The organism is Exiguobacterium sp. s35 (genome assembly GCF_018617535.1).
Taxonomy (GTDB): Bacteria; Bacillota; Bacilli; order Exiguobacteriales; family Exiguobacteriaceae; genus Exiguobacterium; species Exiguobacterium aestuarii.
In genome coordinates this window covers 836,067-862,344 of the sequence record NZ_JACSKI010000001.1, presented here as the reverse complement: position 1 = coordinate 862,344, position 26,278 = coordinate 836,067, and the positions used below count along the sequence as shown (strand labels likewise).

The window sequence follows — 26,278 nt, the reverse complement described above, 5'->3', positions numbered from 1 at the left end:
AGGCTCATACGTTCACATGTACGATTCCTTCATGATACTTTGACTCTCTTGAAGCTGATGATGGCCTTATTGTGATGAAGTTGCCACATATGCCAAAAGACATAAGGGACGATGATCACAAAATTAATTACCCCCCATGATTTCAATACTTCAGGGTTAAACCACGTCGAAGAGTTCATAACTTGTGGGAAAATGTCATAGCAGGCACGAATCAATAAATGGGCTGCCAAAGTGTAAATGCGAGCGGTAATGTATAGCTCAGGGCGTCCTTTGATGACCGGATATAGTTCTGCCGCAAGTAAGATACAGAGTGAGCTTGCAAAATAAGTAGGAGACTCCGCATAGACGAAACATGCGTTCCATGACGTATAGATAAAATTCCAAGAACCTGTCGTATAAGCTACGAGGTCGGCATAGCCTTCTTTCGCAAACGTCCAAAATGTCGGTGCGAAAGGAATCGTCACACAGAGTAAAAATCCACAGGCGGCATTAAGGTAGTTGCCGAGTGTCACGTCTTTAATTGTGGCTTCAGCGATATTTAAAAACAAGATGGCATAGAAGAACCATAAAAATTCGTCACGCTTTAAGAAGTTCCAGATTCGTCCTTGCTTGTTCTCGTAAATAGCGATTCGAGAGAAACCAACGATGATTGTCGGTATGATAACGCTTACAATTTTTGCCCAACGAAACCAGCCATCGACATTCCCCATCATCCATAATGGGATGGTCAATAGCGAAGCGAGCCAAAAGTAGGCGGATAGTTTATAGTGCTTTCTGAAAAAAACGATGATTCCTAATAACAATCCTAAATAGAGTGGCATCGAAATCACATGCGGCCAAACGTTCATGTTATTCACCTTCTCAATTAAATTTAACAAAAATAACACTTGTTATGTTTTTAGTATATGACGGCTACCTGATTTAGTCAATGTGAAAAAATTCACAAATCATAATTCTAAGCAATTTCATTGGTGGAGCTATGTTATTCTAAAATGGATTCGAAGGGAGATAATTTGAGTGGACGGTAAAAATAAAATTCTAGATGCAGCGAGAAATGTCATTATTCGAAGTGGAGTGAATGGGGCGACTGTCAGAGCTATTGCAATCGAGGCAAATATGACGACCGGAGCCATTTATCATCATTACAAAAATAAAGAAGATTTATTGTATGAATTAATGAATGAGAGCTTGTCCGTCTCTTCTCAAATTGCAAAAGAAATGACGTCCGACTCGTATTCGAAGAAACGAATCAAAATGGAGATCGCACGAAATACTGCTGAGCGGTTTCATAAAGATGCAGAAAACCGCCTGCAGTATCATTTTGCTCATGAAGTGCTACTAGGTAACATTGATGCACAATTGAAATTAAAAGACAAATATGCAGAATGGACAAAACAGATTGAACAAATCCTGATTCAATTGTATGGATTAGAAGACACTCGGCTAAACAATGCGTTCAGTTCATGGCTGATTGCCTCAGTCGATGGCGTCGTCTTGCAATATTTACTAGACGTCAATGAAAATTCCATTGATGAGATGATGGAGGTTTTCAATCTCTTACTTGAAAAAGGACTTCCTTCTTTCGTTGAACGTTTGAATGAGCAAGGAAAATAAAAAGACCCGTCACAGATTATCATAAACGTGACGGGCTCGATTTGATTAAGAATGGGTCATCGTACTCATACATTCCGAAGCTTCTTTCAACTGTTCACGAACAGCATCAAAGCCTGTACCGCCATAACTATTGCGACGCGCGACCGCTTGTTCAGGGGTCAAAGCGTGATACACGTCCTCTTCAATCAAGTCAGAATGCGTGTGGAACACAGACATTGGAAGCTCACGTAAATATAAACGCTCATCTACGCAATATTTAACGAGTTTCCCAGTTACTTCATGCGCTTCACGGAACGGCATACCTTTTGCCGTCAAATAATCAGCAAGTTCAGTGGCGTTTGAAAAATCGTGCTCTGTTGCTTGCTTCATCGTGTCCGGATGGAACGTCAATTCGTTCATCATCCCGGCCATGATGCTGAGTGAGCCTTGAACAGTCTTAACCGTGTCAAACATGCCTTCTTTATCTTCTTGCAAATCTTTATTATAGGCGAGTGGAAGTCCTTTCATGAGCGTCAATAATCCCATCAAGTTTCCGATGACGCGTCCTGATTTTCCACGTACGAGTTCAGCCATGTCTGGGTTTTTCTTCTGTGGCATCATACTCGATCCGGTAGAGAATGTATCGGACACAGTAATGAAGCGGTATTCTTCACTAGCCCAAAGAATTAACTCCTCACAAAAGCGTGAGAGGTGCATCATAAGCATCGATGCGTTCGACAAGAATTCGAGAATGAAATCACGATCACTCACAGCGTCTAAGCTGTTCGGATAGACGCGATCAAAACCGAGAAGTTCAGCCGAACGGGCTCGGTCAATCGGGAATGTCGTCCCAGCGAGCGCACCGGCTCCAAGAGGAGACCAGTCGATTCGTTTCAAACTGTCTGAGAAGCGTTCTTTGTCACGTTCGAGCATCCAAAAATAGGCGAGTAAGTGATGTGCCAAAGAGATTGGCTGTGCACGTTGGAGGTGCGTATAGCCAGGCATGATCGTCTCTACGTTTTCTGAAGCGTGTGCATGCAATTCAGCTTGAAGTGACTCAATCAATTGAATCACTTCTTTCACACGTTCTTTTAAGTAAAGGTGCATATCTGTCGCGACTTGATCGTTACGACTACGTGCCGTATGCATTTTCCCGGCAACCGGTCCAATTTCTTCATGAAGCAAAGCCTCTAAATTCATATGGATGTCTTCATGATAAACTTCGAACGCCAACTCGCCAGCGATAGCCTTCTGCTTGAGTTGTTGTAATCCTTCAAGGATTTGAGTGACTTCCTCTTTTGATAGGATGTTTTGGTCTCCAAGCATCGTCACATGCGCCATGCTACCTACTAAATCTTCAAGGACGAGTTGAGCGTCGAATTCAATCGATGCGCCGAAAGCATCGACCCAATCGCTTGCCGTCTTCTCAAAACGTCCTCCCCACAATTTACTCATGAATGAACGCTCCTTTTTCCATCAATACCTCTGACTGTACTTTCGTTGGTAAGCCCCAAAGCTTGATAAATCCGACAGCGGCTTGTTGATCAAACGTGTCCGCCGATGTATATGTCGCAAGTTCCTCATCGTATAGAGAAATCGGTGACTTACGACCGTCTACGATTGCTTGGCCTTTATAGAGTTTCATCCGAACCGTACCCGTGACAGTCTGTTGTGTCTCATCAATGAATGCGAGTAGTGCTTTCGTGAGAGGCGAATACCACAGTCCGTTATAAATCGTCTCTGTCAATTTTTGCTCGACGATTGGTTTGAAGTGAGCTACTTCACGTACAAGTGTTAATGCCTCAAGGGCTTTATGGGCCGTGATCAGTGTCATCGCACCAGGAGCTTCATATACTTCACGTGATTTGATACCGACGACACGGTTCTCAATGTGGTCGATTTTACCAACTCCATGCGCCCCGGCGACGATATTCAACTCTTTTAAGATATCTGTGAACGATTGGTTCTTCCCATTGATGGCTACCGGTACCCCAGTCTTAAATTCGATTTCAAGGTATGTCGGTTCATGAGGTGTATCTTCAAGTGCTGCTGTTAACTCATAAGCACTTTCCGGCGGTGCCGCCCAAGGGTCTTCTAAGATGCCACATTCGATCGCCCGTCCCCAGATGTTTTGATCAATAGAGAAAGGTTCTTCTTGAACAATTGGAATTGGGATATTGTGTTTTGCCGCGTATGCAATCTCTTCTTCACGTGACCATTTCCATTCCCGAACCGGTGCAACAATTTCAAGTGACGGATCGAGTGCATGGATGGACACTTCGAAACGGACTTGGTCGTTTCCTTTTCCTGTACATCCATGTGCCACAGCGACTGCACCTTCTGCTTGTGCCACTTCGACTAACTTCTTCGAGATAAGTGGGCGTGATAGAGCAGATACGAGTGGATATACACCTTCATACAACGTATGCGCCTGCATCGAGTAGCGTGCGAAGTCGCTCACGAATTCATCGACCGCGTCGATGACGATTGACTTTTTAGCCCCGACTTTCATCGCCTTTTGTTGAATTTTTTCTAAGTCCTTTCCTTCTCCAACATTTAAACATACGGCGATGACATCATATCCTTGTTCATCCAACCATTTGATTGCAACCGATGTATCAAGTCCACCTGAGTAAGCCAATACGAGTTTCTGTTTCAAAATGTAAGCACCCCTTATGAATAATTATTAATCTTTGTTTATAAATATACGACTTAGTGTAAGGGATAATACACAATGTGGCAACCTTTTTTTGAAAATAAAAAATGACCACGAAAGATATTCGTGGTCATCATTGTTCGATTGTAAGCTCTGGTAACCATTGCGACATATGTTCGCTGACAGGAGAGAAGAGCTCGGATTTTGCTGATTGTAAAGGGACGACTTCATAATGTCCTTCTGATGATTTCTGTGTAAATGTTGGATAAAACATCGGATTTTTCAATTCGAACGTTGAAACATCGTCTTCGGTCGTTTTGACAACGTCTATCCCGATGATTCCACCTGTATTGCGATCATCGCCTTGTTGTCCAGATAGGAAGTTACCGAGTGAATACACGACGAATGTTTGATTGCCATCAGCTCCCTCAAGCATCTTCGGTGGTTGTAGGACGTGAGGATGGTGACCGATGATGATGTCGACGCCGAGATCTGAAAGAGTTTGAGCAAGCTCAGTTTGACTTTCGTTCGGTAACGTTTCGTATTCTGTTCCAAAATGTAAGGATACGACGGTCAAATCGGTAGTTTGTTCTGCTTTCTCGATTTCAGGGCGCATTTGCTCGAGATCGATATAGTTGACGTGGTATGGCTGTTTCGGAATCACGCCGTTCGTTCCATACGTATAGGCTAAAAAGGAGAAGGAAATCTCGTTTGCCGTCAATGTTCGGATGTTTGCCTTGTCTTCAGCAGATAAGAACGAACCGGTATAAGGCATTCCGATTTCATTCCAGTGACCAATCGAATTCTCAATCGCACGAACGCCGCGATCTAGCGTATGATTGTTCGCCGTCGTGACTAAATCAATCCCGGCACGTTGCAAAGCATCGCCAATCTCAAATGGGCTGTTAAAAGCCGGATAGCTCGACAACCCAATTTCGCTCCCGCCAATCATACTCTCTTGGTTAGCGATTGCGATATCCGCTCGTTCTAAAATCGGCGCGACTTGTTCAAAAGAAGTGTCAAAATCATAGCCGTCATTGACACGGGCTGCGTTGTAAACCGAATCGTGTAGCAATACATCACCAATAGCATAGATGGATGCCGTCGTGACGGTTGGCTCAGGTTCGGAAGGGGGCTCTTCTACAGGTGTCTCGACGATTGGCTCTTCGGTTTCAACTAGGGATTCTTGATTTGTCGATGAAGATTGACCACAACCGAATAATAGAATCAGGCTTGAAGCGAATGTGAGATGAGAGATGGTTTTAAAGGGTTTCATCAAAAATCTCCTTTTCAAAATGGAATTAATCTTAATATATATATAGTATTCGTTAAAAATCTATAAAACTCCTTGTACATAAAAATGGCAGGTCAAGAAGACCTGCCGAGAAGATTATTTAATATGTTCTTTCACCATGTCACGCATTTGGTCGAATTCACGTTGAATGACCTCACTTGGTGGAGGCGTCATTAAACTAACGACATAAATGGCGAGTGCCGACAGGAAGAATGCTGGAATCATCTCATAGAGCGTTCCGAACGTTCCAAACAATGAAGCAGCATAGTTCTTCCAAAGTATGACGACAAATGCACCAGTCAACATCCCGGCAAGGGCGCCTTGACGAGTTGTCCGTTTCCAGAAGAGACTAAACAGGATGAGCGGTCCGAACGATGAACCGAATCCTGCCCAAGCATAACCGACAAGGTTCAAGATTGTGTCATCTGCATCGAGCGCAAGGACAATTGATACGACCGATACGAGAATAACAGTGATTCGACCGACCATGACGAGCTCACGGTCTCCTGCGTCCTTACGGAAGAATTTTTGATAGAAGTCCGTCGTTGCTGCACTAGAAGAGACGAGCAATTGTGATGAAATCGTCGACATGATGGCAGCAAGTAAAGCTGCCAACAATACCCCGGTCACCAGGTCAGGGAACAATAGATCCGATAGGTTAATAAAAATGTTTTCAGGATTATCGATTGTCAGTCCTTGTTGCGTGTAGTAGGCAAGACCAAACAATCCGGTCGCCATCGCCCCGACGACGGTGAAGACCATCCATGAGATGCCAATACGACGTGCCGTTTTTATGTCTTCCAATTTCCCAATTGCCATAAAACGAACGATGATGTGTGGTTGACCAAAATAACCGAGACCCCACGCAAATAAAGAAATGATTCCAATAAGCGATTGACCTGTCCATGGGTCGAGTAACGCTTCATCGATATCCCGAACCGTATCTAAAGCGTTTGACACACCATCTGTCGCCATGATGGCGATTGCCGGTACAAATATGAGTGCGAAAAGCATGATGAGTCCTTGAACAAAGTCTGTCCAGCTAACGGCTAGAAAACCACCGATGAACGTATACAAAATGATGATTGAGGCGAGAATAATGACACCCGTTACGAATTCAATGTCGAAGACGGCATTGAATAGTCGACCACCTGCAACGAACCCGCTCGTCGCATACAACGTGAAGAAGATGAGGGTGACGGCCGCAGAAAAGGAACGTAACACCCCTTTTGAGTCTTTGAACCGCTTCTCAAAAAAGTCTGGAATCGTGATCGCATCATCCGATATGTAAGAATAAATGCGTAATCTTGGAGCGACCAACAACCAGTTTAAATAGGCGCCAATTGTCAACCCGATGACAATCCAACCGCTTGAGATTCCCGTGGCATACATCGCGCCAGGTAAGCCCATCAAAAGCCATCCACTCATGTCAGACGCGCCGGCCGATAAGGCTGCGACGCCGGGACCTAAAGCCCGTCCACCTAACATATAATCGCCAATACTACTTGTTCTTCGATACGCGATGATCCCAAGTAAGACCATCAGTGCCATGTATAAGACAATGGACACTAAAATTCCGTTCATTAACATCCCCCCGAAAGATAAAAAATATGAAAACGCTTTCAGTGATAGAATATCACTTTGTCAAAATATTGTCACAACAATAGGGGAGATGTAAAGAAATTTTTGATAGCTGGTCTTAACTTATCGAAATGCACAAGAGGTAAGATGGTCATTGACGAGACCGGTTGCTTGTAAGTGGGCATATACCGTGGTCGGACCTAAAAATTTGAATCCACGTCGTTTTAAGTCTTTACTCAATCGCTCAGACAGTTCTGTCGTAGCGGGGACTTCTTCAAGCCGTTCCCATGCATTGATGATTGGTTCATGATCAACGAACGACCAAATATATGAATCGAATGAACCGAACTCTTCTTGTATCTTTATGAACTGTTCCGCATTATTAATGGAGGCTTCGATTTTTCGGCGGTTCCGGACGATGCCACTGTTTGCCATCAGTCTCTCAATATCCGCTTCTGAAAACCGAGCCACTTCGTTTACCTCAAAATTCGCATACGCGGAGCGATAGTTTTCGCGCTTTCTTAAAATCGTAATCCAACTAAGTCCAGCTTGTGCACTCTCAAGCGTCAGGCACTCAAAATGTTTTTGGTCATCATGGACAGGTTTGCCCCATTCCTCATCGTGATAGCGGACGTAGAGCGGGTCAGACCCGCACCACGGACAACGAAATAATACTTCCAACTCAATCAACTCCTTTTTTTATAAGTGTAGCATGTCTCAACGGTTATCGATTAGATAGGATGGGTATAATGTGTGGGAATGGAGGCATCAATAATGAGTGATTGGATGATTTCGATTATTGAACAGTACGGATACATAGGAATTGCGTTCATGATCTTCATTGAGAACGTTTTTCCGCCAATCCCTTCTGAAGTCGTATTACTCTTTGGTGGTTTTTTTGCTGTAAAGACGAACTTGTCCATCACGCTCGTCATCGTGGCTTCGACAGTTGGAGCCATATTAGGAGCAGTCTTATTATACGGACTAGGTCTGTTATTTGATGTTGAGCAAATTGAGAAGTGGACGAAGAAATACGGGAAGTGGATACGTCTTGATATTCAAGATGTCAAAAAGGCAGATGCCTGGTTCGATCGTTACGGAGGGTGGATGGTCTTCTTTGGTCGATTGATGCCGGTCGTTCGAAGCCTCATCTCAATTCCAGCAGGTATGTCAAATATGCCATTCTTAAATTTTTTGCTTCTCAGCACTGCTGGAACAGCGATTTGGAACACAATCTTGGTCTTGGTCGGAATGAAAGTCGGTGAGAACTGGCAAGATATACTTGCCTATCTAGATGCCTATTCTTATACAATTTACGGTCTGTTGCTCGTTGGGTTAATCGGATACCTCATCTGGCGAAAAAAGCGACATGCTAAAAAGGCAGTAAAAGAATGAATGAATAAATGAGACGATAAAACAGGCGGACCGAAAATTCGGTTCGCCTGTTCACTCTTCGTTTTTCTTTTCTGGTAATACTTTTGTGAGCGTCTTTTCTGTCTTTTCGGCCAAGTATTCCGAGAATCGGAATAAAATGATTCCCACAATGGCTGACACGAAAATATAAAGACCGACAAACAAGTTGATGGCCCCGTTTGAGAGGGCGGTAAACAAAATCGAGAACTCACCACGCGGAGCGAGAGAAAACCCTGCCTCATTCGCCTGGACGCGAGATAACCCGTAAATTCTTCCTCCAACGCGACCGACAATCCACTTCGACAAGACCCCCCAAACAATTAAGACAAAGAATAAGGTGTTAACGATGACACCTTTCTCCAAGTTGATTGAAATTCCGAATGAAATAAAGAAGATTGGGAGAAACAAGTCACGAACGGGTACCGTCAAACGTTTGAGCGGGCGAACGTCATGGATATCCGCAAGCATGATTCCGGCAATGAACGCTCCTAAAATCTCAGATAGACCAAATACCATCCCGATTCCGGCGAAGAAGAGAATAAGTCCGATTAGCCCGATACTCGCATCGTCCTGACGCAATAGGTGTTTCGAGAACTTCTGTTGTTTCGATACAAAGCTAGATCCAATAAACAATAGTACCCCAAAAATCAGAAATCCGGCGAACACTTTCCCGATATCTGTCATGGCGACCGGTTCCTCTTGAATGATGAATGGCGCAATCGTCAATAACAGCGGTGCAAAAATATCCTCGAAAATAAGTAGAGCGAGGACGAATTCTTTAATATCTTCATGTTTTTCGGAGTGGCGCTCAAGCAGTTTTGCTGAAATCGAAGAGCTCGTCGCATATAGAACGGCACCAATCAAGAAGGCGCGCGGAAAGTCCAATCCAAACAATAAAGCGATTCCGAATGAGACGCCGAAGGAAAGGACAATGTCTAATATGCCTGCTTTCCATACTTTTCGCATGCGTTTCCAAAGTTCACGTAACGGAAACTTTAACCCGAGCAGGAAAAATAAAAGGATGATTCCGATTTCACCCGCAATTTTGAATACCTCATTCCCGTCCCAGAAAAAACCGACCCCAACTCCGATGGCGATGAACGCTAAAATACTCGGGAAGTACAGGCGTTCAATCAGGAGGCTGAAGACGGAGATGAGTGTGAGCGCCAGTCCGAGCAACACGATGATGTTCAATCCATCCATAAGTCATCTCCTTCGCTTAAGGGGTGTTAGCTTTCCGTTTGATTCCACTGATACTCCATTCCTACTGAATCTGGCCGTGAATAATCAAAGCCGAATTGACGATACAAGCCATCAGCAGGAATATCGGCAATCAGACTGATAATGGCCGTCTCATCTGCCTCTTTTAGAATCCACTCCATTAAGTTTTCCATGATTAATTTACCAAGACCAAGTCCTTGGCATTCTGGATCGACGACGATGTCGACAAGATGAAAGACCATTCCGCCGTCCCCAACGACACGCCCCATCCCGACAATCTCATCATCTAAATATAAACAGACGCCAAATAGCGTGTTCTTAAGTCCTTTGACCGTACTTTCATCTGAGCGTCGAGGCATCCCCGCCTTCACCCGCAACGACTGATGTTGTTCCGGTGTAGGTGTCTCAACTTTTACAGTGACTTCATTGACCATACTAAAATCCCCCTCTACACAATTTAATATTACTTTCCCGCTATATTGAATGAGTAAACCTTGATTTATGAAAATAGCTGTCGGCATAATGGGAAGAAGACAGGGGGAATATCGGATGATACAGGGTCAATCAATCTTGCCGGCGATACGTGATATGCGCGATTTAGAACGATTTTTATCGAGTGAACTTGAAGTAGGAGTCTTACTTGAAATTCATATGAGTCGATTAGAACCTATTTTCAAATTATTAGAAAAGCATCAGAAAAAAGTCTTTATTCATATGGACTTAATCCAAGGAATGAAAGCGGATGAATTTGCAACTGAGTATGTCTGTCAAACGTATCGACCGTTTGGAGTCATCTCGACGAAAGGGAACGTGATTGTACGGGCAAAACAAAATCATGTGTTGACGGTACAAAGGTTGTTTTTAATTGACTCGACATCATTGGAGAAGAGCATCAAACATATTGAACGATCAAAACCAGACTACATCGAGGTCCTTCCAGGAATCGTTCCGAAGTATATCCGCCGAATACAGGAGAGAACCGGTATACCTGTTTTTGCAGGAGGGTTGATTGAGACGACGGAAGAAGTGGATGCAGCCCTTGCCGCTGGGGCAAGTGTCATCACGACCTCAAATCGCAAACTGTGGACTGAGTAAGCCACTTTCGGGTATACACTCTTCTAGGAGGGATGAACAGATGAAAGACGTTATGATCATTACAGGTGTCACGCAAGGGATTGGCTACGCGCTCGCTAATGCGTTCGTAAATCAATATGAAGTTGTTGGCTTGGACATTGGTGAAGATCCGAATATAAAAGGGGTGTCCTTTTACCAAGTTGACCTTGGCAAGACTGAAGCGCTACAAGGTGTATTCGAAGACATAAAGTCACGTTTTGGACATGCTCATGTGTTGATTAACAACGGGGGGATCGCCTCTCTCGTCAAACCGATTGACGAACTTGAAATCGATACGTTCAAACGAGTCATCGACGTCAATTTAGTAGGAACGTTTACTTGTGCGAAATACTTTTTGGAATTAAACAAAGACAAGTCATATGGTCGCATCGTCAATATGGCTTCGACACGTGCTATGCAAAACGAACCGCACTGGGATGCGTATGGGGCTTCTAAAGGCGGGATTGTCGGTTTGACCCATTCGCTTGCCATCTCATTGAGTGATCGACCGGTAACTGTGAATGCGATTAGCCCAGGCTGGATTCATACATCAGATGAAGTGTTACGAGAAGTCGACCATCGTCAGCATCCATCAGGTCGTGTCGGCGAACCAGATGACATCGTCCGAGCGGTACGGTATCTGATTGATCGGAACAACGACTTTGTCAATGGTCACAATCTCGTCGTCGACGGTGGGATGACGAAGAAAATGATTTACGAAGAGTGATACGACTATATACCTATATTAAGAAAAATATTAGGTTATTTATGCCTAATTCCGGGTAAGTATTAGAAGAGTTTTCATCCGGAAGAAGGGGGGAAGTGACATGAACCCGCTTGTAGAAGAAGCGCTACGCTTTTCATCGATTCGCCATGGAGGGCAACACCGGAAAGGGTCATCGATTCCATATTTGTCACACCCGTTTTCTGTTGCATTGTTGCTCGAAACGGATCACCAACCACCAACGGTCGTTGCAGCAGGACTTTTACACGATTTAATTGAGGATACGAAAACGGATCCTCAAGAAATCTTGACTAGATTTGGTCCGGACGTACTTCGCCTTGTACTTGCCGTTTCTGAGAAGAACCGCGATCAAACATGGGAACAACGAAAACAGGAGACACTTGAGCACATCTCATCGCTTCAATTCGATGAGGTCGCACTCCTCGTGGCAGATAAGCTACATAATCTTCGTTCCATTCGCTATGATTTAGAGATGGAAGGGATGACGGTGTGGCAACGTTTCAAACGCCCGATGCGAGACCAATCGTGGTACTATCATCAGTTGTTACATGCATTCGAACCGTTTCGTAGTTCGACGGATTTGATTGGCTTGTATGAGCAGGAACTTAATTCCTTGTTCTATGGTGAAAAGAATGTAAAAAATCAGAAAGTAGTGAGACTCTTTGAATCCATCCTAACCTGTTTCACAGAAGATGAATGGGTTCAAGAAACGGCACCTCTCTGTCAAACCGCGTATGAATTAAAGGAAATTGCTGCTCGTGATGCTGTGGATGATGAAGAGATTGAGGCGTTTCGACAGCAACTAGAGCTAGCGGGTTGGACTTATCCGATGCTACCGTCTCAGTTAGCCGCGATGCAAGAACTTGGTTATCGAACTGCTATGGACGCATCGAATTTTGTCACGCTCATGCGTCGCTCGATTGTCAACTAGATAGGTTCGTGCTATAGTCAAAAGGAAGATAAGAAGGGGAGTAGCGACCACAATCGTGGTCGGTGGGTCGTCATTACAGTGTGCAATCACTCGGTCCATCGAGCTTTTACAAGTCCGCAAGACCTTTTTATGGGCGTTTTTGTCGTCCATAAAAAGGTCTTTTTTGTTTACCCAAGGAGGAGAAAAAATGGTATTTGTTTATTTCTTATTAGCTGCGGCCATCACGGTCTATGCCGCAATCAAGTTGTCCACATACGCCGATGTCATGACGGAAAAGTCAAAAATGGGCGGGATGCTTATTGGTACCGTTCTTTTGGCAGGGGCGACGTCACTACCTGAAGTGACGACAAGTATATCGGCGGTCATGATTGACAATCCAGACATCGCTATCGGAAACATGCTGGGCTCTAACTTGTTCAACATTTTTATTCTTGCGATGTTTGATTTGTATTTCCGTCAAAAGCAATTATTCAACTACGCGAGCCGTGATCATCTATATACGGCAGGTCTCGGTCTTTTGCTGACCGTGACGACTTTAGTTGCCTTGATTGTCCGTGTCGATATGACGTTTATCGGAATCGGTGTCGACGCACTTTTAATTGCCATTCTATATGGGATTGGAATTTACTATATCGGTAAGCAACCGAAAGAGCCTGTCGCTGAGCATGAAGTAGAAGAAGAAGTTGTTGTCAGTAAGTATGACGATATCACATTGAAGCGTGCTGTCTTTGGTTTTCTAATCGCTGCTGTTTTAATAATGGCAGCCGGGACAGCTCTCTCCATCACCGGAGACCAGATTGCTGTCGTCACGGGACTCGGTTCTAGTTTCGTCGGGAGCTTCTTGATTGCCGCATCGACATCATTACCTGAGGCGGTAGCCGTGTTTATGGCGCTCAAGCTCCGAAACGTCAACTTGGCATTCGGTTCGATTCTCGGAAGTAATATCTTCAATATGCTCATTATCGCCATGTCGGACGTCTTCTATCGCAACGGTTCGATTTTGGCGGACGTATCGACATCACACCTTGTATCGGCGGTCGGAATTACGATTCTATCGATTCTCGTGATGTATAGCGTACTCCGACAAAATGTGACGTCGAAAGTGCGTTATGTGATTCCGTCATTGCTAGTCGTCGTCGTATACTTTGTTTCGTCTTATTTGATTTTCGTCGGGTGATTTATGCATCAGCTTCGTGCTGATGCTTTTTTTATGGGAATGTGAGGTTGTTGCTTCGGGTATAGAGGAAAGGAGAGGAGGGGTGGCGATGCAAATGCATGAAGTGGGAACACGTCAAGCTTATACGATATTAATTCCGGCCTACAATCCTGATGAAGCACTCGTCACACTTGTAGAGAATTTGAGGGCGAGCGGATTTTCGACCATCATTTTGGTCAATGACGGGAGTGACGTGTCGACGGTAGGCACATTTGAAAAGGTAGCATCATTTGTTGACCAAGTGCTAACGCACGAACAGAATCAAGGAAAAGGGGCAGCACTGAAGACTGGACTGCAGTATATTGCAGAGACCTATCCTGACAAGTTAGGTGTCATCACGGTTGACGCCGATGGACAACATTTACCTGAAGATGTCGTTAATGTGTATGAGGAAGGTGTGAATAAACCACATCATCTCATCATGGGATGTCGAGATTTCAGCGGAGATGCGATTCCGCTTCGAAGCCGATTCGGAAATCAGGCGACACGACTCGTCATGTTGATCGGGAGTGGATTGAAATTAAAAGATACACAGACAGGACTTCGTGCCATCCCGATGCGATACGCGCGGCAACTGATTGACATTCCGGGGAATCGATATGAGTTCGAGATGAATATGCTGACGTTCACGAAACGGTTACAGGTCCCGATTCAACAGACGACCATCCAGACGGTATATGAAAACGAAAACGATTCATCGCATTTTAGACCGATTTTAGATTCGATTTTAATCTATCGCATGTTTTTAATGTATTCGGTATCGTCCGTCGCCTCGTTCCTTGTCGACGTCGGGATGTATGCGCTCTTCATTTATTTATTATCTCCATACTTCGACACGACTCATGTCGTTATTGCGACGGTCATCGCTCGAATTATTTCCTCTCTATTCAATTATTTCGTCAATCGGAAAGTCGTCTTTCATTCAAAAGCGCGACGATCACTTTCCAAATATTTTTCGCTCGTCGTTCTCCAAATGGCAACCTCGGCATTATTGGTCTATCTTCTTTTTCTTATATTTAGACAAGGAGAAGTTATCCTAAAAATTATCGTCGACAGCTTTCTCTTTTTTGTCAGTTATTATGTCCAAAAGCGATGGATTTTCAAAAAATAACCGGTCATGGGCTCATGACCGGTTTAATATGCGAGCATTCCTGTTTTGACGGACGTATAGCGATGTAGCTCTCTCGGGCTTGTAATGCCGGTTTTCTGCATCATATCACGCATGAGTAGAGCGCATACGCGAGCGTCTTCCGCGGCATCATGATGAATAAACGGCACGTTCAAGTATTCTGCCATCGTGTTCAACTTGTGGTTCGGGAGTCCTGGATACAGTTTACGTGATAATTTGACGGTACATCCGTACTTAATTGTAGGGAAATCGAATAAATCATATTTCAAAATCGCCTTTCTTAAGGCGCCCATATCAAATGAGGCGTTATGTGCGATGACGAGGTCGACTTTTCGTAAAATCGGGTAAAGAGAGGCAAGGACTTCCGGTAACGCGGGGGCATCCCACACGTCACTCGGACGAATGCCATGAACCCGTATGTTCCCCATATCAAAATCTTCCTCTGGATTGACGAGTCGTTGATCAGTTTCGATCACTTCTCCATTTTGCAGGATGCTCCACCCGACTGAGCAGATGCTACGGCTATCTCGATTAGCGGTCTCCACATCGAGAGCGAGGATGGTATGTTGCATGGTTCACCTTCTTTCTTCACAATAAAAAAAGTCTAACAGAAAGTTAGACGAATGTCGTGCTTAAGCGGCGACGAGGGTACGGCAAGCTTCGGCACAGCGCTCGCACGCTTTTGCACAAGCCTGACAGTGGTCATGCAAGTGACGGCCACATTCGACGGCACATGTATCACATACTTGAGCACACAAGGCGACAATTGGTTTAGAGAAGGCCGAATCTGTTTCTAAGGCATTTAAAGCCAACGTACAAATGTCTGAGCATTCTCGTGTCAGTCGAATGCATTCGGTAAACATGTGTAAATCCTCTTCTTGTAAACTTTTTGAGAAGCAATGGTTGCATGTGCGCATACATTCAATCACGCTCGCCAATGTTTCTTCTACAGATGTGCGTTCCATCAATATTCCCCCTTGTATGAAAAAGTCTATCTTTCATTACCCGTTCATATAAAGGTTGAATCGCACCATACCAATAAAAAAGTCACATCTCTTAAGAGATGTGACAGATTAATGGAGCATAGGGGGCTCGAACCCCTGACCTCTACGCTGCCAGCGTAGCGCTCTCCCAGCTGAGCTAATGCCCCGTTCAAAATCATTATATCATCGTAGTATTCGACATGGCAATTCCCTTTTGCAATTTAGGTTTATAAAATTGAAGACGTGGGAATTTCATGTTAGACGTTATATTAAGAAAGCAGGTGTGCTTCATGGAAATGATTCTTTTGGCACTCTTACCGGCACTCATGTGGGGAAGTATTCCACTCATCGTGTCGAAAGTGGGAGGAAAACCGATTCAGCAGTTAATCGGAACGACCATTGGAGCGATGATCATGGCGGCCGTGATTGCCCTCGTATTCCGACCGGAGTTCACGACACTCGCCATCGTGACCGGATTTATCTCAGGGGCGTTCTGGGCGCTCGGTCAATATTTGCAGTTCCAATCGTTCCAAATCCTAAGCGTCTCCAAAGCGATGCCGATCAGTACGGGGATGCAGCTCGTCGGGACGTCTCTCTTTGGGGTCATCGTACTCGGTGACTGGCAGACGACGACGGAGTTATGGTTAGGGTTTTCAGCGCTCGTCTTGATTATCATCGGGGCGACGATGACTTCGTATCAACAGAAAAAAGACAAAGATAGCGCCGGTGCGTTGAAGAAGGGATTACTCGTCCTATTCGTCTCGAGTATCGGTTACGTCACGTATGCGGTTTTGACGAACTACTTTGAAGTAGAAGGCATCACCGCGATTCTTCCACAATCTGTCGGAATGTTCATCGCTGCTCTTCTTTTCAGTATCCGTGAGAAGGACGTGAAGAAAATCGATCCACGTACGTTCAAGAATATTTTAGCCGGGATTGCCTGGGGGATCGGGAACTTCGGTCTCTTCGTCTCGAGCGGAGAAGTAGGAATTGCGACTTCATTCGCTTTATCTCAATTGAACGTCGTCGTGGCGACACTCGGTGGGATCTATCTCTTGAAAGAAGAGAAGACGACAAAAGAGCGTGTCTATGTCTTTATGGGAATTGGCTTGATTGTCGTTGCCGGGTTTATGCTTGGGATTGCCAAGAGTTAAATTTCGATGATGAAATGATAAGAGCCTTGAATGAGCACTCGTACTAGCGTGCCATTCAGGTTTTTTTTGATTAGCGATATTAAGGGAGAGCAGGAGATGATGTGACCGATAGGGAAGTAATGCTTACTCATGTAATCTACATGGTACAGGGTACGTAACACATTCATGATTGCTCGGAAAATTGCAGAGTAAAGGGGAAACGAATCATGGAATCAAATGTAGTGACGATATCAGCGCTCGTCGATGCACCAATCGACACAGTCTGGAAACTGTGGACAGACCCAGATCATATTAAACAATGGAATCATGCGTCTGACGATTGGCATACGACCGAAGCGGAAAACGACTTACGGATTGGCGGGAAATTTCGAAGTCGGATGGAAGCAAAAGATCAAAGCATGGGCTTTGATTTTGAAGGAGTATATGAAGAAGTTAAAGTAAATGAGCTCATTCATTATCGTCTTGACGATGAACGGAGAGTTAGAATTTCATTTGCTTCAGAAGAGAATCAGACGAAAGTGATCGAGGTATTTGATACAGAGTCGATGAATCCGATTGAAATGCAAAGAGAAGGCTGGCAGGCAATTCTCGACAATTTCACTCGGTATGCGAATGAATTTAATAAGTAGGTCGAATAATTTAAACTAAATACCGGCAGGGTCCATGTTGAAGTTGATATGGATTCTACCGATTGTCATTATAAACATCCAAAATTACTCATTACATAGAGGGTGAAAACTCTAAGTTTAATGAGGGTGTATGACAGTTTGAAGTTTCTGTAGGATATCAATTATTAGAGAAAATTTTAATAGATAGTTTAAAATCGGTTCTTCATTTTTACATATAAAAGGATGAATACATTTATCACAAAAAAGATAAAAGCACTAAACACTCCCGTTACAGTTGCAAAATTAATGACTCCTTCTGTAAATACTGACAAATCGAATATAAGGCCGTAAGGGAAAACGAAAAAGGCACCAAACATCAAGTGCATCAAAAATGAAGTTATTTTTTTGATTTTGAATGTCATACGTTGACTTAGAAACTCCTAAAAAATAGAGGTCATTATTCCATAAGTGAAAATAATAGGTGAGGCATAAAACACATACATAAAAACAATCTGAAAATAAGTAAAATCTTCAAACACAGGTATGAAGACTGGCAGAGAAAAACTCAGAATAATTGAAGATAAACAGGCTACCATCAATTTTTGAACAATCATTTGCTTCTCCATACGAAAGAAATGACAAACGCAATAAAGCCTCCGATTACAACAATATAGAATAGCGAGTAGAAAACAAACTCGCCGATATCTTCAAGACTCTTAAACGTGTTCTCTACAATCATTGGTTCAGATAAAATCCCAATCGTCACGATCGGCAGAAAAAGAATCCAAAACCGTTTCCAAAAATATGAGCTGTATGACGTCGATTGATGTGAAGTCAAATAAAAAACCTCCTTATAAAAAGTTCCATACTTTACCATATTGTAACACGTGAATTGTATGAATAAATAGATAGAACTGAGTGAAATAATTTTTCTCATACAAAAAAACAGCGAGGACGTCAAACGTCCAGGCTGTTTGATATCAGTTATTCATTCGACGCGCTCAATTCACCCGTCCCGAACGTCGCACTAAAAGCACGGCACCAGATCACTACGGTGCTATATTCTGACAGATCGACATCTGCCGGAACTAAATAGTTTTGGTTTCCTGTATTCCCTTTAAGTGCGCCAAGTCGAATCCCTTCGGACGTCTCTTGCCCGGGTTTTGTCAAATAGACAAATAAGTCAGGTCCGTTCGTCGTTTCAAACTCTTCAAATCGTAGATACGTCCCGTCTTCTGCCTCGACGGAGCGAATCGTGCCGGTCGTCTCATAATTTTTCTCCCCGTCCATAAACACACCTGCTACTTCGGTTTGACTCGGTTGTGCTTCCGGTGTCTCGGTTGTCTCTTCCTCTGTCTCTTCTTCTGGAACAGGCGTCTCAACAGCTGTCGGTGGTAGTCCTTCATCGACGGTCTCTGTCAAGAAAAGCGGTGAGATGAGCCACCAGGCGACGGCGATCACGGCTACGCCGATTACACCGATGATGAGTTTCGTACTTGTTTTCATGTATGAGTCCTCCTTTTCGGATGTATGAACCATTAATAGCCTTTTCCCGATTATTGGGCTTATAAAAGACGCGAATGTTAAAATTCGCGTCTGATGACCGTTATACGGTTTCGGTCCAGTTCTCTTCGATGAACGTGTCCCGTCCTGAGATGGCCCGGTCTTCTTTATAGTGTTTTGGGTTCTTTTTATGGTAATCCTGGTGATACTCTTCCGCTTCGAAGAATGTCGTCGCCGGAGTGATTTTTGTGACAATCGGTGCCGTGAAGCGACCACTTGCCGCCAATACGTCTCGACTCGCTTCAGCCGCGATTCGTTGTTCCTCCGTGTGATAAAAGATGGCTGGGGCATACTGAGGCCCGCGGTCTTGGAATTGACCACCGTCATCGGTCGGGTCGGTCTGAATCCAATATAGTTCGAGGAGACGCTCATATGAGAACAAAGATGGGTCATATGTGATCTGAACGACTTCTAAATGACCAGTCGTTCCCGTTTTGACTTGCTCATACGTAGGATTGTCGATATGTCCGCCCATATAGCCAGATACGATTCCTTCAATCCCTGGTAATTCTTCAAATGGTGTCACCATGCACCAAAAACAGCCGCCTGCGAATGTTGCTTTTTCCATACTGTCGTTCCCTCCAAATCGTCATTCAACAAAAAAGCGCTCACGTCGGAAGACATGAGCGCTTTCGTCATATCGTCCAAGGTTTCCCTTGCTGGTCGTAGCACCTTGCCTGTGGCAGGTTGCTGTGAAGTCATGGAGCCAGATCTCTCGTTCACTCTTGATATCGATATGTAGTTGGTGAGAGCATCATACCACCCTCAAAATACTTTCGTCAATGATTCGGTTTTCGCTTCAACTGAAAAATCGTCAAGACGATGATGAATCCGATCAACCCGATTGAAATGAACGGACCATATGGCACATTCTCGCCGTATAACTGCAAGAAAAATAGACCGAACACAGCGAGAAGCACGAATATGTAGGAGCGTGTCATAGGAACCTCCTGTTTTTTCTTAAGTGTAACAAGAACACATCGACTTGGCGATAAGAAAAGGAAATCAGGCATAGAGCACGAATAAAGTGGGAGAGATAAAGGAGGAATGTAGGATGGAACAAATCCAATTACATGAACTGACGATTGAACGTGCACATCGTGGATATAAAGAAGGACAATTCACGGCACGAGACATAACAGCGTATTATCTTAGAAGGATTGCTGCATATAATGAGCGACTTCATGCCGTCATCCAGGTGAATCCGGACGCACTTTTCGAGGCAGAGGCGGCAGACCGGGGCTATAAAAAAGGGGTACGCAAACCACTACTTGGGATTCCCGTATTGATCAAAGATAATATCGAAACGGGCGGACTGATGCGGACAACGGCAGGTGCTGCCGCGATGCGACATCATTTCGCAGGTCGGGATGCCGAGCTCGTCAAACGGTTACGGGCTGACGGGGCCATCATTCTCGGTAAAGCAAACCTGTCCGAATGGGCCAACTTCTTGACAGAAGACATGCCGAACGGTTGGAGTGCCGTCGGTGGCCAGACGATGAATCCGTATGGGGACCAACTAGATGTCGGGGGATCGAGTTCTGGATCGGCTTCGGCGGTTGCAGCGAACTTGACACTCCTTGCCGTTGGATCTGAGACGAGCGGCTCGATTGTACACCCGAGTGTGCATAATAGTATCGTCGGAATCAAGCCGACCGTCGGCTTGATCAGTCGTTCAGGAATCATTCCGATCTCACGTTCTCAGGATACGGCTGGACCGATGGCGCGTACCCTTCGTGATGCGGTCGTTGCGTTACAGACAATGTGTGGTGAAGATTCGGCTGATCCTGCGACATGGGAAACTCCAGTCGGACCGCCTTATGTGACATGTCTCGATGTCCGTCAAGCGGTCGGGATGCGTGTCGGATTTATCAAGCCAAATATTTCAGACGAAGAAGTCGGTTTGTATGAACAGGCACTTCGATTGCTGCGTCAAGCCGAGGTTGAACTCGTCGAGATCACGTTACCAAAGCATACAGCATTAGAACAGGCAGATATTTTGTTTGATGAGTTCAAGCTTGGGATTGAGGCGTATCTTGCGAACACAACTGTGCCATTTAAGACGCTTTCAGACTTAATCGAATGGAACGCGGACCACCCCGAATCGATTCCGCACGGGCAGACCATCTTTGAACAGTCAGATGCACGTTCAGGGCGTCTCGTCGAAGCTAGTTATCTCGACCGTCGGATTGATGATGTTCATCTCGCAAAAGTGGACGGAATGGATGAGCTATTAAAAGGGCAAAAACTGGACGCAATCGTCCTGCCACATGACATGAACTATGACATGGCTGCGAAAGCAGGACACCCGACAATCACGGTCCCTTATAAACGAAAAGAGAGCGGGGCCCCGTTCTGTCTATCGTTCACGGGAACGAGCTTTGCGGAAAGAGATTTGATTCGTGTCGCTTATGCGTTCGAACAGTTCATCACACGACCGACGCCTCCAGATTATTCGTAAGTTGCACCCGTCTCTGACGTCCGCTACAATGGTACGTATGCGGATTAGAGAAAGGACAGGTTAGAATGAAATCATCTATATACGGGTTGACGTTCGATCAGCTCACAAACGAGTGCACGGAAGCAGGATACGGTGCCTTCCACGCACGTCAAGTCTGGGACTCGCTCTACATCGATCGAGTCAAATCGATGGACGCGCTGAACGTCCGTGACGAAGTACGCGATTACTTAACTGAGAAATACGTCATCTCGACACAAGAACTGTTCGTCAAACAAGAAGCGGGCGATGGGACGGTCAAATTTTTACTTAAATTGCATGATGGTCACTATATCGAGACGGTGCTCATGCGTCATAAATATGGTCGGTCGGTCTGTGTGACGACACAGGTCGGTTGTAACATCGGCTGCAGCTTCTGTGCGAGCGGCTTGTTGAAAAAGACACGTGATTTGACGGCTGGTGAGGTCGTCGAGCAAATCATGACTGTCCAACATTTCCTCGATGGAGAAGGAGAAGGGGACCGTGTCAGTCATATCGTCGTTATGGGAATCGGTGAACCGTTCGATAACTTCGATAACTTGGTCGACTTCTTGCGCGTCGTCAAAGATGAGCGTGGTCTTGCAATCGCTCCACGTAAAATCAACGTGTCGACGAGTGGTCTTGCGGACAAGATTTATAAGTTTGCGGACCTCGACTTACGCATCAACTTGGCGCTCTCTCTGCATGCGCCAAACGATGAATTACGCACACGTATCATGAAAATCAACCGGGCGTTCCCGCTTGATAAACTCATGCCGTCGATTCGCTATTACGTCGAGAAGACGAATAAACGGATCACATTCGAGTATATCTTGCTATCGAAAGTGAATGATTTACCGGAACATGCGGAAGAATTGGCTGATTTGATTGAAGACATCAAAGACAAGTCTTACATCAACTTGATTCCGTATAACCCGGTCAACGAGCATATTCAATATGAACGAAGCACACCTGAAGATATCATGGCATTCTATGATATCTTGAAGAAACGTGGCGTCAACACGGGTGTCCGTCTCGAGCACGGGACAGACATCGATGCAGCTTGCGGTCAGCTCCGCAGTAAGCATATGAACGTCGAGGGTACGAAGTGACGAGAGGCCTCTCCGATAGCGGAGAGGCCTTTTGTTTACCTTTTTTGACCGACATACTGGATGACGGAAGAGTCACCGTGATGGAGTGACCCTTCTTCGCGCCATACAACCACCTCATGTAAGATGAGCGGTACGAAATCGTCCTCTAGTTGGTGGAACAATTCTTCAGAATAGAGAAATGAGACGTCTTGTGGTCCGCCTGTCCCGTAAGCGAGTTGATTTGTAGAGTACACTTCGGTCAGGAATACACCACCAGGTCGAAGCGTTCTTTGAATTCCGGCGAACACCTTTTCTCTGACATGTTGAGGAAAGTGGCCGAAGATACAGATGACCACATCATACGCATCTTGCGACCAATCCGCTTCATTCAAGTCAATCTGTTTCGTCTGAAGGGAGACGTTTCGCGAAGTTGCCAAGCGCTCCGCTTTTTCTAGTCCTACTTTCGAAGCATCCCACATCTCGACGTCGAATCCGAGTGTGGCGAGCCACACGGCGTTCCGACCTTCTCCTTCAGCGATGGCTAACACGCGTCTCCCTTCAAGCTGGTGTGTTGTGATGTAGTCGCGTAAAAATTGATTCGGCTCGGTCCCATACACATATTCATCCGTATTGTAACGTTCGTTCCATTTCGACAAACCATCCACTCCTCTCACTTTTCCTTAAATATAGCAAAACAATGAGACTCAGATGGAAATCCTTCACGATTTTCTGAATTCATGCTTAGTCCAGTTGGGAGAGGGGAATAGATTTCTGAACTAATGGATAGAGTGGAGGCTAAGTAATGGAGAGAGTAGATGCGTCGTTGTGGATTCGGGTACGTAATACGCTAGGTGAAGGTCCTTGTTGGGATGCTGAGTTGAAGCGTTTTTATTGGGTGGATATCGAAGGTCATACGTTGTGGTGGTATGACGAGCGAGAAGACGAGATTTCTTCTTTTGAGGTCGGGAAACAAGTCGGTTTCGTCATTCCAAAAGTGACGGACGGTGTCGTCCTTGGTCTAAAAGACGGGATTTATGAATGGGATGAAATCAATCGGGAGCTAAATAAAATTGTCGAGTTGGATGACCCTGATGGTCGATTACGTTTTAACGATGGGAAAGCTGACCCATATGGTCGTATTTTCGCAGGTACGCTCCATCTTGAGGATGAAGAAAACCAAGCAAAACTGTATCGAGTCGATCGAGATGGAACGACGACAACACTCATGGATGAGTTGACCCTTTCGAACGGGTTGACATGGTCACCTGACCATTCGGTTTTCTATCATATCGATACACCGACTGAGAAAATTCGGAAATATGATTTTGATTTGAAGTCAGGAACGCTCTCGAACGGAGAGGTCGTCGTTGATTTTTCCGAGGAAGAAGGTTTTCCTGACGGGATGACGTCCGATTCTGAAGGTTGTCTATGGATTGCACATTACGCTGGTGGACGAGTGTCACGTTGGGACCCGTCAACAGGCGAAAAGTTACTTGAAGTCCATGTTCCCGCACCAAATGTCACTTCATGTGCCTTTATCGGAGATGGACTCAATCGATTAGCTATCACGACGGCTCGTGAAGGAATGGATGAGGAGGCGCTTTCCGAATATCCAGATGCGGGATCGGTATTTATCGTCGACACAGAAGTGAAAGGGATGCCATTGTATCGTTTCGGTCGCTGAGGAGGAAATACGATGGTGAAACGACTGTTAGTTCGAGCTGGAATTGGGTTGGCAGTTGCTGCAGCGGTCAAGATTGGGATTCAAAAGTTACAAGAAAATCGAACGCGTGAAGAAGATCATTCGTATCTCGATCCGAAGTGGGATGAAGTGCCAAGTATTGATTCGGATAAAGATGAGGATGAGGTCGGATTGACTCAACTCGATTCGATTTATCGGGCTGAATGGCAGGCGAATGCTTATCCACGCTCGGAGGCAGAACGAAAAGCATTGGAAGAATAATTGTATGTTCTTCAAAAACACGTCCATGTGGCGTGTTTTTTATTGACAAAAGTAAGGAACGACTCCATTATACAAAGAGTAATGATTACGATTTAATGGAGGTCCATCATGAAACGAATTCCAATTACAGTACTTTCGGGTTATCTCGGTAGCGGGAAGACGACACTGCTCAACCACATCTTACATAACCGAGAACATAAAAAATATGCGGTCATCGTGAATGATATGAGCGAGTTGAATATCGACGAGAAGCTGATTGATCAGGGCGGGTTCTCGCGGACCGATGAAAAGCTAGTCGAACTCTCGAACGGGTGTATCTGTTGCACGCTGCGGGAAGATTTGTTGACGGCTGTCTATGACTTAACAAAAGACCGTGAGCTCGACGGGATCATCATCGAGTCATCAGGAATCTCTGAACCAATTCCTGTCGCGCAGACATTCACGTATGCCGATGACGCTCTTGGGATTGATTTGACGAGCCGTGTGTACATCGATGCGATGGTCACGGTCGTCGATGCGTACCGTTTCTTCAAAGATTTCAATTCTGGTGAATCGCTCATGGAGCGTCAACAAGCCGTCGACACCGGTGACGTCCGTGAAGTAGTCGATTTGCTCGTCGATCAAGTCGAATTTGCGGATATCATCGTATTGAATAAGGCGGACCGTGTGTCCGAAGGGGAACTACAGGAGATGAAGGGGTTACTCCAAACACTGAACCCGAGTGCGAGATTGTTGACGTCGACATACTCGAACGTCGCGTTAGAAGACCTTCTAGACGTCCAGTTATTCGATTTTGATCAGGCGATGCGCGCTGCAGGGTGGATCCAAGAACTCGAGTCGGAAGAACATACGCCGGAAACGGAAGAGTATGGCATCAGCTCATTTGTCTACCGGCGCCGTCGGCCGTTCCACCCTGAACGTTTGATGCACTGGATGGAACATTATCCAGAAGAAATCGTCCGTGCAAAAGGATTTTTATGGATTGCGACAAGAAACGACCTCGCTTGTCTGTTTTCACAGGCAGGGTATGCATCAACGCTCGAACATGCAGGTCGTTGGCTTGCGACGTTACCTGCAAGTGAACGTGAGGAGATGTTTGCAGCTGAACCTGAGCTTCGTGAGGATTACATCGAGCCATACGGGGATCGGCAAAACGAGTTGGTGCTCATCGGTCAACGAATGGAACGGGAAGCGGTCGAGCAATCGCTTGACGCCTGTTTATTGACGGACGAAGAGATGTCGTCATCGTGGGATACGTTCCATGACCCACTTCCGGGTTCAGGTCATCTCGTCACATATTCAGATTGACCGTTTACAAAAGATTAAAACATCGCTATACTGTGACTGCATAAGTAACCGCATATCAATGACTGCACTAGGGGTGCTTCGGCTGAGATGAGAGCATGGCTCCGATCCCTTATAACTCGATCCAGGTAATACTGGCGTGAGGAAGTGCGGCACTTTCTCTATGCAAGTTTGTATAGATTTTGTTGCTGCATTCTCATGAATGCGGCTTTTTTTATGCAAACACATTTAGAGGGGGAAACA

29 protein-coding genes, 1 tRNA gene and 2 riboswitches are annotated in these 26,278 nt (G+C 45.1%); of the genes, 14 read left to right on the top strand and 16 right to left on the bottom strand.

What is annotated here, in order from left to right; genetic code table 11:
* Positions 1-29 precede the first annotated feature (29 nt).
* Positions 30-848, bottom strand: a complete 819-nt coding sequence (locus tag KNO75_RS04470) for a hypothetical protein (RefSeq protein WP_214820043.1) — start codon at positions 846-848, stop codon at positions 30-32.
* A 169-nt stretch (positions 849-1,017) separates the two neighbouring features.
* Between KNO75_RS04470 and KNO75_RS04465 the strand changes: the two genes are divergently transcribed.
* Positions 1,018-1,614 carry a TetR/AcrR family transcriptional regulator gene (locus tag KNO75_RS04465; protein ID WP_214820041.1) on the top strand — a complete coding sequence of 199 codons (597 nt, stop codon included), beginning with the start codon at positions 1,018-1,020 and terminating at the stop codon, positions 1,612-1,614.
* A gap of 45 nt (positions 1,615-1,659) precedes the next feature.
* Here KNO75_RS04465 and argH read toward each other — a convergent pair whose 3' ends face one another.
* The 5 genes from argH to KNO75_RS04440 form a co-directional block, all read right to left on the bottom strand.
* Positions 1,660-3,048 (bottom strand): argininosuccinate lyase, encoded by a 1,389-nt coding sequence (gene argH, locus KNO75_RS04460; RefSeq protein ID WP_214820039.1) that lies wholly within the window; start codon positions 3,046-3,048, stop codon positions 1,660-1,662.
* Complete coding sequence (locus tag KNO75_RS04455; RefSeq protein ID WP_214821669.1) at positions 3,041-4,255, bottom strand: argininosuccinate synthase; 1,215 nt, start codon at positions 4,253-4,255, stop codon at positions 3,041-3,043. Before KNO75_RS04455 ends, argH begins: the two co-directional genes overlap by 8 nt.
* A gap of 127 nt (positions 4,256-4,382) precedes the next feature.
* Positions 4,383-5,525, bottom strand: a complete 1,143-nt coding sequence (locus KNO75_RS04450; protein ID WP_214820037.1) for a CapA family protein — start codon at positions 5,523-5,525, stop codon at positions 4,383-4,385.
* Positions 5,526-5,639: 114 nt separating this feature from the next.
* Positions 5,640-7,127, bottom strand: a complete 1,488-nt coding sequence (gene putP, locus KNO75_RS04445) for a sodium/proline symporter PutP (RefSeq protein ID WP_214820035.1) — start codon at positions 7,125-7,127, stop codon at positions 5,640-5,642.
* Between the two features lie 120 nt (positions 7,128-7,247).
* Positions 7,248-7,805 (bottom strand): DNA-3-methyladenine glycosylase I, encoded by a 558-nt coding sequence (locus KNO75_RS04440; RefSeq protein WP_214820032.1) that lies wholly within the window; start codon positions 7,803-7,805, stop codon positions 7,248-7,250.
* 93 nt (positions 7,806-7,898) lie between these two features.
* Here KNO75_RS04440 and KNO75_RS04435 point away from each other — a divergent pair, with 93 nt between their 5' ends.
* Positions 7,899-8,519, top strand: coding sequence for a DedA family protein (locus tag KNO75_RS04435; RefSeq protein ID WP_214820030.1), 621 nt, complete (start codon positions 7,899-7,901; stop codon positions 8,517-8,519).
* A 51-nt stretch (positions 8,520-8,570) separates the two neighbouring features.
* On the opposite strand, the gene KNO75_RS04430 is transcribed toward KNO75_RS04435, so the two are convergent.
* Together KNO75_RS04430 and KNO75_RS04425 are read right to left on the bottom strand one after the other, a co-directional pair.
* Entirely contained in the window at positions 8,571-9,740 is a 1,170-nt protein-coding gene (locus KNO75_RS04430) for a cation:proton antiporter (protein ID WP_214820028.1), read from the bottom strand.
* A 26-nt stretch (positions 9,741-9,766) separates the two neighbouring features.
* Positions 9,767-10,192: a GNAT family N-acetyltransferase gene (locus KNO75_RS04425; protein ID WP_214820026.1), complete on the bottom strand. Its 426-nt coding sequence runs from the start codon at positions 10,190-10,192 to the stop codon at positions 9,767-9,769.
* 115 nt (positions 10,193-10,307) lie between these two features.
* Between KNO75_RS04425 and KNO75_RS04420 the strand changes: the two genes are divergently transcribed.
* The 5 genes from KNO75_RS04420 to KNO75_RS04400 all read left to right on the top strand — a co-directional run bounded on the left by KNO75_RS04420 (position 10,308) and on the right by KNO75_RS04400 (position 14,874).
* Complete coding sequence (locus KNO75_RS04420; RefSeq protein ID WP_214820024.1) at positions 10,308-10,853, top strand: glycerol-3-phosphate responsive antiterminator; 546 nt, start codon at positions 10,308-10,310, stop codon at positions 10,851-10,853.
* 40 nt (positions 10,854-10,893) lie between these two features.
* A complete protein-coding gene (locus tag KNO75_RS04415) occupies positions 10,894-11,598 on the top strand; it encodes an SDR family NAD(P)-dependent oxidoreductase (RefSeq protein WP_214820022.1) in 705 nt (234 codons plus the stop codon).
* 100 nt (positions 11,599-11,698) lie between these two features.
* On the top strand, positions 11,699-12,547 hold the full coding sequence (locus KNO75_RS04410) for an HD domain-containing protein (RefSeq protein ID WP_214820020.1): 849 nt from the start codon (positions 11,699-11,701) through the stop codon (positions 12,545-12,547).
* A gap of 187 nt (positions 12,548-12,734) precedes the next feature.
* A complete protein-coding gene (locus KNO75_RS04405) occupies positions 12,735-13,724 on the top strand; it encodes a sodium:calcium antiporter (protein WP_214820018.1) in 990 nt (329 codons plus the stop codon).
* A gap of 88 nt (positions 13,725-13,812) precedes the next feature.
* Positions 13,813-14,874, top strand: a complete 1,062-nt coding sequence (locus tag KNO75_RS04400; protein WP_214820016.1) for a bifunctional glycosyltransferase family 2/GtrA family protein — start codon at positions 13,813-13,815, stop codon at positions 14,872-14,874.
* A 23-nt stretch (positions 14,875-14,897) separates the two neighbouring features.
* Here the strand turns inward: KNO75_RS04400 and KNO75_RS04395 are convergent, their stop codons facing one another.
* From KNO75_RS04395 to KNO75_RS04385, 3 genes are all read right to left on the bottom strand, one after another.
* On the bottom strand, positions 14,898-15,464 hold the full coding sequence (locus KNO75_RS04395; protein WP_214820014.1) for a 3'-5' exonuclease: 567 nt from the start codon (positions 15,462-15,464) through the stop codon (positions 14,898-14,900).
* 60 nt (positions 15,465-15,524) lie between these two features.
* Entirely contained in the window at positions 15,525-15,857 is a 333-nt protein-coding gene (locus tag KNO75_RS04390) for a four-helix bundle copper-binding protein (RefSeq protein WP_214692613.1), read from the bottom strand.
* A gap of 112 nt (positions 15,858-15,969) precedes the next feature.
* Positions 15,970-16,042 (bottom strand) — tRNA-Ala (locus tag KNO75_RS04385).
* Between the two features lie 123 nt (positions 16,043-16,165).
* On the opposite strand from KNO75_RS04385, the gene KNO75_RS04380 reads away from it, so the two are divergent.
* Together KNO75_RS04380 and KNO75_RS04375 are read left to right on the top strand one after the other, a co-directional pair.
* Positions 16,166-17,029 carry a GRP family sugar transporter gene (locus KNO75_RS04380; RefSeq protein WP_214782678.1) on the top strand — a complete coding sequence of 288 codons (864 nt, stop codon included), beginning with the start codon at positions 16,166-16,168 and terminating at the stop codon, positions 17,027-17,029.
* Positions 17,030-17,235: 206 nt separating this feature from the next.
* Positions 17,236-17,658: an SRPBCC family protein gene (locus KNO75_RS04375; RefSeq protein ID WP_214820012.1), complete on the top strand. Its 423-nt coding sequence runs from the start codon at positions 17,236-17,238 to the stop codon at positions 17,656-17,658.
* A gap of 589 nt (positions 17,659-18,247) precedes the next feature.
* Here KNO75_RS04375 and KNO75_RS04370 read toward each other — a convergent pair.
* The 4 genes from KNO75_RS04370 to KNO75_RS04355 all read right to left on the bottom strand — a co-directional run bounded on the left by KNO75_RS04370 (position 18,248) and on the right by KNO75_RS04355 (position 20,141).
* Positions 18,248-18,475: a hypothetical protein gene (locus KNO75_RS04370; RefSeq protein WP_251126042.1), complete on the bottom strand. Its 228-nt coding sequence runs from the start codon at positions 18,473-18,475 to the stop codon at positions 18,248-18,250.
* Positions 18,476-18,621: 146 nt separating this feature from the next.
* Positions 18,622-19,143, bottom strand: a complete 522-nt coding sequence (locus KNO75_RS04365) for a DM13 domain-containing protein (protein ID WP_214820008.1) — start codon at positions 19,141-19,143, stop codon at positions 18,622-18,624.
* A 100-nt stretch (positions 19,144-19,243) separates the two neighbouring features.
* Positions 19,244-19,768, bottom strand: a complete 525-nt coding sequence (gene msrA, locus KNO75_RS04360; protein ID WP_214820006.1) for a peptide-methionine (S)-S-oxide reductase MsrA — start codon at positions 19,766-19,768, stop codon at positions 19,244-19,246.
* 67 nt (positions 19,769-19,835) lie between these two features.
* A riboswitch (SAM riboswitch) is annotated at positions 19,836-19,935 on the bottom strand.
* A gap of 44 nt (positions 19,936-19,979) precedes the next feature.
* Positions 19,980-20,141: a hypothetical protein gene (locus KNO75_RS04355; protein WP_214692576.1), complete on the bottom strand. Its 162-nt coding sequence runs from the start codon at positions 20,139-20,141 to the stop codon at positions 19,980-19,982.
* 113 nt (positions 20,142-20,254) lie between these two features.
* Between KNO75_RS04355 and KNO75_RS04350 the strand changes: the two genes are divergently transcribed.
* Both KNO75_RS04350 and rlmN read left to right on the top strand, forming a co-directional pair.
* The gene (locus KNO75_RS04350) at positions 20,255-21,661 is read left to right on the top strand and encodes an amidase family protein (protein ID WP_214820004.1); all 1,407 of its coding nucleotides are present in this window, start codon (positions 20,255-20,257) and stop codon (positions 21,659-21,661) included.
* Positions 21,662-21,726: 65 nt separating this feature from the next.
* The gene (gene rlmN, locus KNO75_RS04345; protein WP_214820002.1) at positions 21,727-22,788 is read left to right on the top strand and encodes a dual-specificity RNA methyltransferase RlmN; all 1,062 of its coding nucleotides are present in this window, start codon (positions 21,727-21,729) and stop codon (positions 22,786-22,788) included.
* A gap of 35 nt (positions 22,789-22,823) precedes the next feature.
* On the opposite strand, the gene KNO75_RS04340 is transcribed toward rlmN, so the two are convergent.
* Positions 22,824-23,432, bottom strand: coding sequence for a class I SAM-dependent methyltransferase (locus KNO75_RS04340; RefSeq protein WP_353047550.1), 609 nt, complete (start codon positions 23,430-23,432; stop codon positions 22,824-22,826).
* Between the two features lie 137 nt (positions 23,433-23,569).
* Between KNO75_RS04340 and KNO75_RS04335 the strand changes: the two genes are divergently transcribed.
* From KNO75_RS04335 to KNO75_RS04325, 3 genes are all read left to right on the top strand, one after another.
* Complete coding sequence (locus KNO75_RS04335) at positions 23,570-24,451, top strand: SMP-30/gluconolactonase/LRE family protein (protein WP_214819997.1); 882 nt, start codon at positions 23,570-23,572, stop codon at positions 24,449-24,451.
* A 12-nt stretch (positions 24,452-24,463) separates the two neighbouring features.
* Positions 24,464-24,730 carry a hypothetical protein gene (locus tag KNO75_RS04330; protein WP_214787868.1) on the top strand — a complete coding sequence of 89 codons (267 nt, stop codon included), beginning with the start codon at positions 24,464-24,466 and terminating at the stop codon, positions 24,728-24,730.
* Between the two features lie 108 nt (positions 24,731-24,838).
* Positions 24,839-26,038, top strand: coding sequence for a GTP-binding protein (locus KNO75_RS04325; RefSeq protein ID WP_214794887.1), 1,200 nt, complete (start codon positions 24,839-24,841; stop codon positions 26,036-26,038).
* 59 nt (positions 26,039-26,097) lie between these two features.
* A riboswitch (TPP riboswitch) is annotated at positions 26,098-26,198 on the top strand.
* Positions 26,199-26,278 lie beyond the last annotated feature (80 nt).

What these genes read in the sequence shown, in the direction of transcription:
- KNO75_RS04400 (WP_214820016.1), top strand. Translation starts at nt 13,813, where the DNA reads ATGCAAATGCATGAAGTGGGAACACGTCAAGCTTATACGATATTAATT.
- putP (WP_214820035.1), bottom strand. Translation starts at nt 7,127, where the DNA reads ATGAACGGAATTTTAGTGTCCATTGTCTTATACATGGCACTGATGGTC.
- msrA (WP_214820006.1), bottom strand. Translation starts at nt 19,768, where the DNA reads ATGGAAAAAGCAACATTCGCAGGCGGCTGTTTTTGGTGCATGGTGACA.
- KNO75_RS04325 (WP_214794887.1), top strand. Translation starts at nt 24,839, where the DNA reads ATGAAACGAATTCCAATTACAGTACTTTCGGGTTATCTCGGTAGCGGG.
- KNO75_RS04410 (WP_214820020.1), top strand. Translation starts at nt 11,699, where the DNA reads ATGAACCCGCTTGTAGAAGAAGCGCTACGCTTTTCATCGATTCGCCAT.
- KNO75_RS04435 (WP_214820030.1), top strand. Translation starts at nt 7,899, where the DNA reads ATGAGTGATTGGATGATTTCGATTATTGAACAGTACGGATACATAGGA.
- KNO75_RS04430 (WP_214820028.1), bottom strand. Translation starts at nt 9,740, where the DNA reads ATGGATGGATTGAACATCATCGTGTTGCTCGGACTGGCGCTCACACTC.
- KNO75_RS04450 (WP_214820037.1), bottom strand. Translation starts at nt 5,525, where the DNA reads ATGAAACCCTTTAAAACCATCTCTCATCTCACATTCGCTTCAAGCCTG.
- KNO75_RS04425 (WP_214820026.1), bottom strand. Translation starts at nt 10,192, where the DNA reads ATGGTCAATGAAGTCACTGTAAAAGTTGAGACACCTACACCGGAACAA.
- KNO75_RS04355 (WP_214692576.1), bottom strand. Translation starts at nt 20,141, where the DNA reads ATGACACGCTCCTACATATTCGTGCTTCTCGCTGTGTTCGGTCTATTT.
- rlmN (WP_214820002.1), top strand. Translation starts at nt 21,727, where the DNA reads ATGAAATCATCTATATACGGGTTGACGTTCGATCAGCTCACAAACGAG.
- KNO75_RS04415 (WP_214820022.1), top strand. Translation starts at nt 10,894, where the DNA reads ATGAAAGACGTTATGATCATTACAGGTGTCACGCAAGGGATTGGCTAC.
- KNO75_RS04405 (WP_214820018.1), top strand. Translation starts at nt 12,735, where the DNA reads ATGGTATTTGTTTATTTCTTATTAGCTGCGGCCATCACGGTCTATGCC.
- KNO75_RS04365 (WP_214820008.1), bottom strand. Translation starts at nt 19,143, where the DNA reads ATGAAAACAAGTACGAAACTCATCATCGGTGTAATCGGCGTAGCCGTG.
- KNO75_RS04470 (WP_214820043.1), bottom strand. Translation starts at nt 848, where the DNA reads ATGAACGTTTGGCCGCATGTGATTTCGATGCCACTCTATTTAGGATTG.
- KNO75_RS04380 (WP_214782678.1), top strand. Translation starts at nt 16,166, where the DNA reads ATGGAAATGATTCTTTTGGCACTCTTACCGGCACTCATGTGGGGAAGT.
- KNO75_RS04420 (WP_214820024.1), top strand. Translation starts at nt 10,308, where the DNA reads ATGATACAGGGTCAATCAATCTTGCCGGCGATACGTGATATGCGCGAT.
- argH (WP_214820039.1), bottom strand. Translation starts at nt 3,048, where the DNA reads ATGAGTAAATTGTGGGGAGGACGTTTTGAGAAGACGGCAAGCGATTGG.
- KNO75_RS04375 (WP_214820012.1), top strand. Translation starts at nt 17,236, where the DNA reads ATGGAATCAAATGTAGTGACGATATCAGCGCTCGTCGATGCACCAATC.
- KNO75_RS04350 (WP_214820004.1), top strand. Translation starts at nt 20,255, where the DNA reads ATGGAACAAATCCAATTACATGAACTGACGATTGAACGTGCACATCGT.
- KNO75_RS04395 (WP_214820014.1), bottom strand. Translation starts at nt 15,464, where the DNA reads ATGCAACATACCATCCTCGCTCTCGATGTGGAGACCGCTAATCGAGAT.
- KNO75_RS04335 (WP_214819997.1), top strand. Translation starts at nt 23,570, where the DNA reads ATGGAGAGAGTAGATGCGTCGTTGTGGATTCGGGTACGTAATACGCTA.
- KNO75_RS04330 (WP_214787868.1), top strand. Translation starts at nt 24,464, where the DNA reads ATGGTGAAACGACTGTTAGTTCGAGCTGGAATTGGGTTGGCAGTTGCT.
- KNO75_RS04390 (WP_214692613.1), bottom strand. Translation starts at nt 15,857, where the DNA reads ATGGAACGCACATCTGTAGAAGAAACATTGGCGAGCGTGATTGAATGT.